This window comes from Streptomyces sp. NPDC047869 (genome assembly GCF_040704065.1).
Taxonomy (GTDB): domain Bacteria; phylum Actinomycetota; class Actinomycetes; order Streptomycetales; family Streptomycetaceae; genus Streptomyces.
Genome location: NZ_JBEYRK010000008.1, coordinates 254,226 through 265,082 on the forward strand (window position 1 = coordinate 254,226; position 10,857 = coordinate 265,082).

11 protein-coding genes and 5 tRNA genes are annotated in these 10,857 nt (G+C 71.5%); 3 read left to right on the top strand and 13 right to left on the bottom strand.

What is annotated here, in order from left to right; translation table 11 throughout:
- Positions 1–30: 30 nt before the first annotated feature.
- Both secE and AB0924_RS13980 read right to left on the bottom strand, forming a co-directional pair.
- Complete coding sequence (gene secE, locus AB0924_RS13975; RefSeq protein WP_358928176.1) at positions 31–318, bottom strand: preprotein translocase subunit SecE; 288 nt, start codon at positions 316–318, stop codon at positions 31–33.
- Positions 319–425: 107 nt separating this feature from the next.
- Positions 426–498, bottom strand: a tRNA-Trp gene (locus AB0924_RS13980).
- Positions 499–758: 260 nt separating this feature from the next.
- Between AB0924_RS13980 and AB0924_RS13985 the strand changes: the two genes are divergently transcribed.
- Both AB0924_RS13985 and AB0924_RS13990 read left to right on the top strand, forming a co-directional pair.
- A complete protein-coding gene (locus AB0924_RS13985; RefSeq protein WP_366911474.1) occupies positions 759–1,985 on the top strand; it encodes a pyridoxal phosphate-dependent aminotransferase in 1,227 nt (408 codons plus the stop codon).
- A gap of 161 nt (positions 1,986–2,146) precedes the next feature.
- On the top strand, positions 2,147–3,187 hold the full coding sequence (locus tag AB0924_RS13990; protein ID WP_358928184.1) for an adenosine deaminase: 1,041 nt from the start codon (positions 2,147–2,149) through the stop codon (positions 3,185–3,187).
- Here AB0924_RS13990 and AB0924_RS13995 read toward each other — a convergent pair.
- The 11 genes from AB0924_RS13995 to AB0924_RS14045 form a co-directional block, all read right to left on the bottom strand.
- Positions 3,132–3,842 carry a hypothetical protein gene (locus AB0924_RS13995; protein ID WP_366911475.1) on the bottom strand — a complete coding sequence of 237 codons (711 nt, stop codon included), beginning with the start codon at positions 3,840–3,842 and terminating at the stop codon, positions 3,132–3,134. The two genes, AB0924_RS13990 and AB0924_RS13995, sit on opposite strands and share 56 nt — an antisense overlap.
- A 4-nt stretch (positions 3,843–3,846) precedes the next feature.
- Positions 3,847–4,902, bottom strand: coding sequence for a UDP-N-acetylmuramate dehydrogenase (locus tag AB0924_RS14000; RefSeq protein WP_366911476.1), 1,056 nt, complete (start codon positions 4,900–4,902; stop codon positions 3,847–3,849).
- 58 nt (positions 4,903–4,960) lie between these two features.
- Positions 4,961–5,054 (bottom strand) — tRNA-OTHER (locus AB0924_RS14005).
- 169 nt (positions 5,055–5,223) lie between these two features.
- A tRNA-OTHER gene (locus AB0924_RS14010) sits at positions 5,224–5,317 on the bottom strand.
- 145 nt (positions 5,318–5,462) lie between these two features.
- Positions 5,463–6,905: a DHA2 family efflux MFS transporter permease subunit gene (locus tag AB0924_RS14015; RefSeq protein ID WP_358928191.1), complete on the bottom strand. Its 1,443-nt coding sequence runs from the start codon at positions 6,903–6,905 to the stop codon at positions 5,463–5,465.
- A gap of 92 nt (positions 6,906–6,997) precedes the next feature.
- Positions 6,998–7,567, bottom strand: coding sequence for a TetR/AcrR family transcriptional regulator (locus AB0924_RS14020; protein WP_366911477.1), 570 nt, complete (start codon positions 7,565–7,567; stop codon positions 6,998–7,000).
- Between the two features lie 109 nt (positions 7,568–7,676).
- Entirely contained in the window at positions 7,677–8,105 is a 429-nt protein-coding gene (locus AB0924_RS14025; protein WP_358928195.1) for a MaoC family dehydratase, read from the bottom strand.
- An 8-nt stretch (positions 8,106–8,113) separates the two neighbouring features.
- A complete protein-coding gene (locus AB0924_RS14030; protein ID WP_250402420.1) occupies positions 8,114–8,566 on the bottom strand; it encodes a MaoC family dehydratase N-terminal domain-containing protein in 453 nt (150 codons plus the stop codon).
- 108 nt (positions 8,567–8,674) lie between these two features.
- A complete protein-coding gene (rpmG, locus tag AB0924_RS14035; protein WP_003948671.1) occupies positions 8,675–8,839 on the bottom strand; it encodes a 50S ribosomal protein L33 in 165 nt (54 codons plus the stop codon).
- Positions 8,840–8,929: 90 nt separating this feature from the next.
- Positions 8,930–9,002, bottom strand: a tRNA-Met gene (locus AB0924_RS14040).
- A 46-nt stretch (positions 9,003–9,048) separates the two neighbouring features.
- Positions 9,049–9,121 (bottom strand) — tRNA-Thr (locus AB0924_RS14045).
- 336 nt (positions 9,122–9,457) lie between these two features.
- Between AB0924_RS14045 and AB0924_RS14050 the strand changes: the two genes are divergently transcribed.
- Entirely contained in the window at positions 9,458–10,726 is a 1,269-nt protein-coding gene (locus AB0924_RS14050; protein WP_358928198.1) for an amidohydrolase family protein, read from the top strand.
- Positions 10,727–10,857: the final 131 nt, after the last annotated feature.

A 10,857-nucleotide genomic window follows, 5' to 3' on the forward strand; every position in this document is an offset into this window, starting at 1 on the left:
GCCGGTACCACGGCGCCCTTCGCTTTCGGCTCAGCCGAAGACGTACTTGGCCGCGTGGTTGAGCCCATAGTCAATCACGGTCACCAAAGCGATCATGATGGCGACGAAGAAGATCACCACGGTGGTGTACGACGTCAGCTGGTTGCGAGTCGGCCAGACGACCTTGCGGAGTTCCGCGATGATCTGGCGGTAGAAGATGGCGAGGCGCTTCAGCGGGCCCTTCTTGGCGCGCTTGCCGCCCTTGCGGTTCTTCTTCTTGGACTCGGGCACCTGGTCCTGAGCATCAGGCGTGTCGATGGAGCCCACGGCGTCCGTCATTCGTCCTCACCTGATCCCGGGTCGTGGCCGTGCCGCGCCCGGTTTCTGAGCCGCACGGCGGTGCATTGCTGTACGTACATGCGCACACATCCTGGCGGTGTGTGTAGCAGGGCCGGAGGGACTTGAACCCCCAACCGCTGGTTTTGGAGACCAGTGCTCTACCAATTGAGCTACGACCCTTTGTGTGTCCCCCAACGTACCGCATTCAGCCGGATGCTCGGTGTGCACCGGCTGTGCAGCGGCCGCTGAAGGCCAACGAGGGAAGAGTGTACGTGGTCCGGGGCCCGGCGTCGAACAGAAAGACCCGGTCCGGGGTCGTCGGAGTGAAGATCGTCCAGGCCGGAGGCGGGATTCGGACCCGTGTTCACGCCTCGACCCGTTGCTGTTCAGTCTGTGAAACCCGCGTGCCGGGGCCATTTCCGGTCTGAAACGATGGGCGCATGAGCGCTGCAACCCCTCCCACCGAGCGCCGGGTCTCCGCCCGAGTCGGCGCGATCTCCGAGTCCGCCACCCTCGCCGTGGACGCCAAGGCCAAGGCCCTGAAGGCCGCCGGGCGTCCGGTGATCGGCTTCGGCGCCGGTGAGCCCGACTTCCCGACCCCGGACTACATCGTCGAGGCGGCCGTCGAGGCCTGCAAGAACCCGAAGTACCACCGGTACACGCCGGCCGGTGGCCTGCCGGAGCTGAAGGCCGCGATCGCCGCGAAGACGCTGCGCGACTCCGGCTGGGAGCCCGACGTGTCGCAGATCCTGGTCACCAACGGCGGCAAGCAGGCCATCTACGAGGCGTTCGCCGCGATCCTCGACCCGGGCGACGAGGTCATCGTCCCGGCGCCGTACTGGACGACCTACCCGGAGTCGATCCGCCTGGCCGGCGGTGTCCCGGTCGACGTCGTCGCCGACGAGACCACCGGCTACCGCGTCACCGTGGAGCAGCTGGAGGCGGCGCGCACGGAGAAGACCAAGGTCGTCCTCTTCGTCTCCCCCTCCAACCCGACCGGCGCGGTGTACTCCGAGGCCGAGACCGAGGCGATCGGCCGCTGGGCCGTCGAGCACGGCCTGTGGGTGCTGACCGACGAGATCTACGAGCACCTGGTCTACGGCGACGCGTCCGCCGTGTCCCTGCCGGCGCTGCTGCCCGAGCTGCGCGACAAGTGCGTCGTGGTCAACGGTGTCGCCAAGACGTACGCCATGACCGGCTGGCGGGTGGGCTGGGTCATCGGCCCGAAGGACGTGGTCAAGGCCGCGACGAACCTGCAGTCGCACGCCACCTCGAACGTCTCCAACGTGGCCCAGGTGGCCGCCCTGGCCGCCGTCTCCGGCGACCTGGAGGCCGTGGCGACGATGCGTGAGGCCTTCGACCGCCGCCGCCGCACGATCGTGCGGATGCTCAACGAGATCGACGGCGTGCTCTGCCCGGAGCCCGAGGGCGCCTTCTACGCCTACCCGTCGGTCAAGGCCCTGCTCGGCAAGGAGATCCGCGGCAAGCGCCCGCAGGACACCGTGGAGCTGGCCGCTCTCATCCTGGAGGAGGCCGAGGTCGCGGTCGTCCCGGGCGAGGCCTTCGGCACGCCGGGCTACCTGCGGCTGTCGTACGCGCTCGGGGACGAGGACCTCGTCGAGGGCGTGAGCCGGATCCAGAAGCTGCTGGCGGAGGCGCGGGACTAGTCCCGTCAGCTGCTGGCGGAGGCGCGGGACTAGTCCCGTCGCATTCACGCGCGTGTGCGGGCCGTTTCCCTCCGGGGAGGCGGCCCGCTCCTGTGTGCGAGCAAGAGCACGTAAGGGGAAACGGCTACCGGGACGGCGGTGACGTGCGGCAGGATCTGGGAATGGAGCATGTACGTGATCTCTCCCGACTGCCGAAGGCCCATCTGCACCTGCACTTCACCGGTTCGATGCGGCCGACGACCGTCCTGGAACTGGCCGACAAGTACGGCGTACGCCTGCCCGAGGCCCTGACGGAGGCCCTGACCAGCGGGGAACCGCCGCGGCTGCGGGCGACGGACGAGCGGGGATGGTTCCGCTTCCAGCGGCTGTACGACGCGGCGCGCTCCTGCCTGAGAGAGCCCGAGGACATCCGGCGGCTGGTCCGGGAGGCCGCGGAGGAGGACGTGAGGGACGGTTCGGGCTGGCTGGAGATCCAGGTGGACCCCACGTCGTACGCGCCCCGGCTGGGCGGTCTGATCCCGGCCCTGGAGATCATTCTGGACGCGGTCGAGACGACGTCCCGGGAGACCGGGCTCGGCATGCGGGTACTGGTGGCGGCGAACCGCATGAAGCACCCCCTGGACGCCCGCACGCTGGCCCGGCTCGCGGTGCGGTACGCCGACCGGGGCGTCGTCGGCTTCGGGCTGTCGAACGACGAGCGGCGCGGGATGGCGCGGGACTTCGACCGTGCCTTCCACATCGCGCGTGAGGGCGGCCTGCTGGCGGCCCCGCACGGCGGAGAGCTGACCGGTCCGGCGTCGGTGCGCGACTGCCTGGACGATCTGCACGCCTCCCGGATCGGGCACGGCGTGCGCGCCGCGGAGGACCCGCGGCTGCTGAAGCGGCTGGCGGACCGGGGCATCACGTGCGAGGTGTGCCCGGCCTCGAACGTCGCGCTCGGCGTCTACGAGAAGCCCGAGGACGTCCCCCTGCGGACCCTCTTCGAGGCGGGCGTCCCGCTGGCCCTGGGCGCCGACGACCCGCTGCTCTTCGGTTCCCGCCTCGCGGCCCAGTACGGCATCGCCCGCGAGCACCACGGCTTCACGGACGCCGAACTCGCCGAGCTGGCCCGCCAGTCCATCCGCGGTTCGGCCGCCCCGGAGGACGTCAGGGCCCGGCTGCTGTCCGGCGTGGACGACTGGCTGACTCACCCGGCCGCCTGAAATCGGCGTACGGCGGACAGGCCTGGAAGCAGATCAGCACCTCGGGGCCGCGCGGGTCGCCGGGCTCGCCCGCCAGGCCCCGGAAGGAGTCCACGAGGGCGGATCCGTCCTTGACGATCCCCTTCCGCCGCGGGCCCCAGCCCGCCGCGTACGCGCAGGACATCGCCGTGTCGGCGAAGACGCCCCGGCTGCCGGTGAGGCAGAGCGTCCGGGCGTGGGTGGTGTGCAGCAGATCCTCGCGGCAGTCGGCGCGGTGCCGGCGCCGCTCCCAGTCGGCCGCGTCGCGCGCGGTGCGTGCCTCGTCGGTCCGGACGGTGAGCGGGGTGTCCCGGACGAGTCCGTGGCGCAGCTCGGGCCAGGCACTGGGCCGCAGCCCGTGGCTGTGGTGCACGAGCTCCAGGTCGACCGGCTCGCCGCCGCCTGCGTGGTGGGCGGCGGCGGTGCCGCGCAGCGGGACGTGGACGATGGTGTGGCGCGAGCGGGCGGCGAAGGCGAACAGGCCGGCCAGCCGGTTCAGCCTGTCGTGATCACCGGTGAGCAGGCCGCGCGGTTCCGGGGCGCGCAGTGAGGTGTGCCGCAGGGGTGGCCAGGGCTGGACGACGCGGCGCTCGTGCGGGCCCGTCCTGGGCCGGAACTCGCGCAGCGTCAGCCTCATGCCGTCACAGGCTCACGCCGACGGTCACGGGTTCGTTGACCAGGGTGACCCCGAAGGCCTCGCGGACCCCGGCGACGACCTCACGGGCCAGGGCCAGCAGGTCCTCGGTGGTCGCGCCGCCCCGGTTGGTGAGGGCGAGGGTGTGCTTGGTGGAGATGCGGGCGGGCCCTGTGCCGTAGCCCTTGGTGAAGCCCGCCTTGTCGATCAGCCAGGCCGCCGAGGTCTTGGTGCGGCCCTCCCCGGCCGGGTACGCGGGCGGCTCGGCGCCCTCGCCCAGCCGCTCCCGCACGCGCGCGTGGAAGGCGGTGAACTGCTCCTCGGTGAGGATCGGGTTGGTGAAGAAGGACCCGGCGGACCAGGTGTCGTGGTCCTCGGGGTCGAGCACCATGCCCTTCCCGGCGCGCAGCTTCAGCACGGTCTCGCGGGCCGCGGCGAGCGGCACCCTGGCGCCCGGTTCGACACCGAGCGCGCGGGCCGCCTCGGCGTACTTGACGGGCGCCGACAGACCGCCCGCGTCCTCGAGACCGAAGCGGACCCGCAGCACGACGTAGCGCTCGGGGTCGGCCTTGAAGCGGCTGTGCCGGTAGGAGAAGACGCACTCCTCGTTCGTCAGCGTGACCGTCTCGCCGGCCCGGCGGTCGTAGGCGATCACCTCGGTGACCGTCGCGGAGACCTCCTGGCCGTAGGCGCCCACGTTCTGGATCGGGGTGGCGCCCGCGGAGCCCGGGATCCCGGCCAGGCACTCGATCCCGGCGAGCCCGGCCTCGACGCTGCGTGCGACGGCGTCCGTCCAGACCTCGCCGGCCGCCAGCTCCAGTGTGGTGCCGCGCAGTTCGACGCCGCGCGTGGCGATGCGCAGGGCGGTGCCGTCGAAGCCCTTGTCGCCGATGACCAGGTTGGACCCGCCGCCGATGATCAGCAGCGGCGTCCCGGTGTCGTCGGCCCGGCGGACGGCGTCGATCACCTCCGCGTCGGTGGTGGCGGTGACCAGCCGGGCCGCGGGGCCGCCCAGCCGGAAGGTGGTCAGCGGGGCGAGGGGGGCGTCGTGGAGTTCCTGCACGGGCCCAAGACTACGAGACGGCGCCGGCGGACCTGGTGGCGCCGGCCTTCCCTGTGAGCGGAGAGGGCAGGATTCGAACCTGCGTGGACCCCGTGGGATCCGACCTCAAGACAAGCCCTCGGTCCCCGATAAACCACTCCGGGCACCTCTCCACGCTCCCGGCCCGATCCCCCGCGCCGTTCACAAGAACAACCGTGCCAGGCACCGCTGACAGCACCCTGACATCCCACTGATGGGCCGCGACGACACACGCCGCACAACGCGAACACGCGCGCGGCCTCGAAGGCCCACGCGCGCGTCCGGACACATTGCGTTGTCAGGCGGAGAGGGCAGGATTCGAACCTGCGTGGACCCCGTGGGATCCGACCTCAAGACAAGCCCTCGGTCCCCGATAAACCACTCCGGGCACCTCTCCACGCTCCCGGCCCGATCCCCCGCGCCGTTCACAAGAACAACCGTGCCAGGCACCCCTGACCGCACCCTGACACCCCACTAATGGACCGCGACGACACACGCGTGGGCCTCGAAGGGTCCACGCGCGCGTGCGGTGCCGTTGGGTGTCAGACGGAGAGTGCCTCGGCGGCCGGTGCGGGCTCCTGCCCGGCGGCCGGATCGGTGCTCGGCGTGCGCCGCCGGCCCGGGACGAGCAGGGCGGCCAGGCCGGCGAGGGCTACCACCGCCGAGCCGGTGACGAGGGCGGGCCGCAGACCGTCCACGAAGTCCTGGGCGCCGGCGTAGCCACCCTGGGCGGCGAAGATCGACGACATGATGGCGATGCCGAGCGCGCCGCCCACCTCGCGCAGCGCGTTGTTGGCGCCGGAGGCGATGCCCTGCTCCTGCGGGCGGACGCTGGACATCACCAGGTTGGCGGCCGGGGCGAAGTACAGGGCCATGCCGATGCCGCTGATCACCAGCCCGGGGAGCTGAGCCGAGTAGGAGACGTCGGCGGAGACCACGGAGGCCAGGTAGCCGAGGCCCGCCGCCTGGAGGAACAGGCCGGTGGCGACGACCGGGCGGCCGCCGATGCGGTCGGAGAGGATGCCCGCCACGGGTGCCACGAGCATCGGCATACCGGTCCACGGCAGCATCCGCAGCCCCGCCTCGGTGGGCGAGTAGCCGAGCACGCCCTGCATGTACTGGCTGAGCAGGAAGATCGAGCCGAACATGCCGACGAACATCAGCAGGCTGGCCGCGTTGATCCCGGTGAAGGCGCGGGAGCGGAAGAGCCGCATCGGCAGCATCGGGTTGGTGGCGCGGGTGCTATAGAGGACGAAGCCCACCAGCAGCGCGCCCCCGGCGAACAGGGCGGTCAGCACCAGGGAGCCGGTCCAGCCGTCGGCGGGCCCGCGGACCAGGCCGTACACGATTCCGAAGAGTCCGCCGCTGGCGAGCAGGGTGCCGGGCAGGTCGAGCCGGGCGCCGGTGCCGTACGACTCGGCGAGGCGCAGTCGGGCGAGCGGCAGCAGGGCCACGCCGAGCGGGACGTTCAGCCAGAAGATCCAGTGCCAGGAGATGTGTTCGGTGAGGCTGCCCCCGATGAGCGGCCCGGAGGCGACCGCGAGGCCGTTGACGGCGCCCCAGATGCCGTACGCCATGCCGCGCTTGGCGGCGGGCACGGCGGAGGTGAGCAGGGTGAGGGTGAGCGGCATCAGCACGGCCGCGCCGACGCCCTGGACGGCGCGGGCGGCGATGAGCGAGCCGATGCCGGGAGCCATGGCCGCGGCGGCGGAGGCGCCGGTGAAGACGGTGAGTCCGGCGAGGAAGAGCCGGCGGCGCCCGAAGCGGTCGCCGAGCGCGGCACCGGACATCAGCAGGACGGCGAAGGTGAGCGTGTAGGCGCTGACCGTCCATTCGAGGTCGTCCAGCGCGCCTCCGAGGTCCTCGCGGATGGAGGGCAGCGCGGTGGTGACGACGAGGTTGTCGAGTGCCGCCATGAACCCGGCGACGCTGGTGATGACGAGGGCCCAGGCGGCGCCCCCGCGTCGTGCGGTCTGCTGTGACATCTCTCCCCCAGAGGGTGTTCCAGCGGTTGATTAGTAATTGCTGACTAACTTTCGCGCCCATGAAAGAGGCGGGACTCCGCCTCCCGCTGCGCCTAGTGCTGGAGCCGGCCGGTGAATTGGGACGACGGGTACATCGCCTGCCAGACCCGGTGCCCGGGCGGGAACCCCATGGCGGCCAGGGTGTTGATGAGCATCCCGTACGCCATAAAGGTCGTGGTCTCGCCGTCGTCCGCGCCGAGCGGCAGATGCACGGTGTCCCAGAGCCGCATCCAGGCGGCCCGTACGGCCTCCCCGAACCCGTGCTCCCCATCCGCCTCCGCGGCGGCCACCGTGATGTACGTCTGCATCTGCATCTGGAGCTTCTCGGGCTGCTCCGTGATCAGGCGCACATAGGCGTCGGCCATGGCATGCAGGGCCTCCTCGCCCTCCAGCCCCTCCGCGGCCTTTGCGAAGACCCGGCAGGTGTCCTCCACGCAACGCAGCGAGGCGGCCATGAAGATCGCTTTCTTGCCCTCGAAAAGCCGGAAGAGGTAGGGCTGCGAGACACCGACCCGCTTGGCGATCGCCTCGGTGGAGGTGCCGTAGTACCCCTTCCGCGCGAACTCGGAGATCGCCGCGCGAATGACGCTCTCGCGCCGCTCTTCCGCACTCATCCTGGGCATGAGAGAAAGTTAGTGCTCAATTACTAACATAGTCAAGGCGTGCGGGCCCAGACAGGGCGAGGGGCGCCCACCTCGCGGTGGACGCCCCTCGCTCGAACAGCCGAAACCCTCAGGCCAGCCGCACGACCGCCCGGGACATGCCCAGCACCTTCTGGCCGCCGCTCGTCGCCGTCAAGTCCACCCGCACCGTCCGGTCGTCGAGCTTGGCCGCGACCTTGGCGCCGACCTCGATCACCGCGCCCTCGTCGTCGTTGGGCACGACCACCGGCTTGGTGAAGCGGACGCCGTACTCCACGACCGCGGCCGGGTCACCGGTCCAGTCGGTGACCACGCGGATCGCCTCGGCCATGGTGAACATGCCGTGCGCGATGACGTCCGGCAGGCCCACCTCCTTGGCGAACTTCTCGTTCCAGTGGATCGGGTTGAAGTCCCCGGAGGCGCCCGCGTACCGCACCAGCGTGGCGCGGGTCACGGGAAAGGTCTGGGCAGGCAGTTCGGTGCCGACCTCGACGTCGTCGTACGCGATCTTCGCCGTCATCGGTTGCCTCACGCCTCCTCGGCCGCACGGGCCACGAGCTTGGTCCAGGCGGTCACCACGTGCTCGCCGGCCTCGTCGTGCACCTCGCCGCGGATGTCCAGGATGTCGTTGCCCGCGAGCGACTTGATGCCCTCGATGGTGGACGTCACCGTGAGCCGGTCACCGGCCCGCACCGGGCGGACGTAGGCGAACTTCTGGTCGCCGTGCACCACGCGGCTGTAATCGAGCCCGAGCTGCGGGTCCTCGATGACCTGTCCGGCGGCCCGGAAGGTGATGGAGAACACGAAGGTCGGCGGGGCGATCACGTCCGGGTGACCGAACGCCTTGGCGGCCTCCGGGTCCGTGTACGCCGGGTTGGTCTCCCCGACCGCCTCGGCGAACTCACGGATCTTCTCCCGGCCCACCTCGTAGGGCGGGGTGGGCGGGTAGGTCCGCCCAACGAAGGACTGGTCGAGCGCCATTGGCCCGGCACCTCCTGGTCTCAAGCAGCGTGTCTGGTCTCAGCAGCCGGTGAAACGACGTGAGGCCGCCCCCCAGCTTGCGGGGGCGGCCTCACGTACGAGCCTGATTTATCGCGTTTCGCGGTGCGCGGTGTGCGCGTTGCAACGCGGGCAGTGCTTCTTCATCTCAAGGCGATCCGGGTTGTTACGCCGGTTCTTCTTGGTGATGTAGTTCCGCTCCTTGCACTCCACGCAGGCCAGCGTGATCTTCGGGCGGACGTCGGTGGCAGCCACGTGAGTGCTCCTAAGACGAACGGATGGACTATTTCAACGCAAGCAAGAGTAGCCGATCGAAGGACCGACCCCGCAATCGGCTACTGTCAGTAGCGGTGACCGGACTTGAACCGGTGACACAGCGATTATGAGCCGCTTGCTCTACCGACTGAGCTACACCGCTGTGATGCGATCGGGACCCGCCTTTCGACGGGGACCTCTCACACCAGAGCCCCAAAACGGAATCGAACCGTTGACCTTCTCCTTACCATGGAGACGCTCTGCCGACTGAGCTATTGGGGCGAGCGATGAAGACATTACACGGTCCGCCGCCGTTCGCCCAAATCCGTATCCGGCGGCCCGCCACGCTCCCCTTACGGGCCGGTTCCGGGCCCTCCCGGCCGCCTCCGCGGCCCTCTGTCGGTGCGGGTACGCGCGCGTGCGGAAGCCGCCCGCCGCGGCGTTGACGGACGTCCCGCCATGGCCGGGCCACGCCGGTACGACTATTGCGCTCCTCCGCGCTCCACAGGGTTCGCCACCCTAGGCTCGACTCACTCTGCGTGATCTTGGGTCCGGCGCGTGTCCCGGGCCCCGCTCACGCGGCCTGCCCCGAGCCCCCGGCCCGAACCCTGGAGTCCGATGCCCGACAGCCAGCCGCAGCCGCCCCCGTGGCCGTCCAACCAGTCGGGACCCTCCGGGCAGCCCGACCAGGCCGTGGTGCTGCTGTGCGGGGCGCGGCTCACCGACGGCCGGACCGTGGACGTACGGCTGGGCAGCGGGCGCATCGAGGCCGTCGGCACGGCCGGCAGCCTGACGCCGGGTCCGCCCAGGCCCGGCACCTCCCGCGTGGACCTCAGCGGCTACCTGCTCCTGCCGGCCCCGGCCGAGCCGCACGCCCACGGCGACACCGCTCTGTCCGCCGAGCACCCCGGACCCGTCTCGTACGCCCCCGACGACGTCCAGCGCCGGGCCACGGAGGCGGCCCTGCTCCAGCTCGGCCACGGCGCGACGGCGGCGCGCGCGCACGTACGCGTGGGCGACGTCCAGGGCCTCGGCGCGCTCGGTGCCGTGCTGCAGGCCCGGCGTTCGCTGCGGGGCCTCGCGGAGCTGACCACGGTGGCGATGCCGCGCCTGCTGACCGGGGCGGCGGGGGCCGAAGGGCTCGCGATGCTCCGGGACGCGGTGAAGATGGGCGCGTCGGTGGTGGGCGGCTGCCCGGACACGGACCCGGACCCCACGGGCTATGTGGAGGCCGTCCTGGAGGTGGCCTCCGAGCACGGCTGCCCGGTGGACCTGCACACGGACGCCACCGACCCGGCCCGGCTCTCCCGGCTCGCGGCCATGGCGGGCGGCCTGCGCCCCGGCGTGACCGTCGGCCCGTGCGCCGGCCTCGCGCGCCTGCCGGCCGAGGCGGCCTCCCGGCTCGCGGAGCAGCTCGCCGCGGCCGGTGTGACGGTGGTGTGCCTCCCCCAGGGCGGCTGCGGCACGGCCGACCGGCGGGGCGCGGCGCCGGTACGGCTGCTGCGCGCGGCCGGGGTCCGGGTGGCGGCCGGCAGCGGCGCCCTCCGGGACGTCGCCAACCCCGTCGGCCGGGGCGACCCCCTGGAGGCCGCCTATCTCCTCGCCTCCGCGCACGGCCTGCGCCCCGAGGACGCCTACGAAGCGGTCAGCACCGCGGCCCGGCAGGCCATGGGCCTGCCCGAGGTGCGCGTCGAGGCCGGTTTCCCCGCCGAACTGCTGGCCGTACGCGGCGATCACCTGTCCGGCGCCCTCTCCCTCGCCTACAGCCGGATCGTGGTGCACCGCGGCCGGGTGGTGGCCCGCACGAGCGCGGTCCGCGAGTACTGCAACTCGGCGGCGGCGGCCGAGCTGGGGCTGCCCCGTCAGGGACGGGGAGAGCTGTCCTGAGGGAGCCCGCCGTCGTACGGGAGCCCGGAGAGCACTCTAGTGTCCCGGTCTTGAGTTCTGGTCTCGCCTCGTGAGTCGCCTTCCGTTTCAGATTCGGGCGTTTGCCAGTTGCGAGGTGGCTGGGGGCGGTG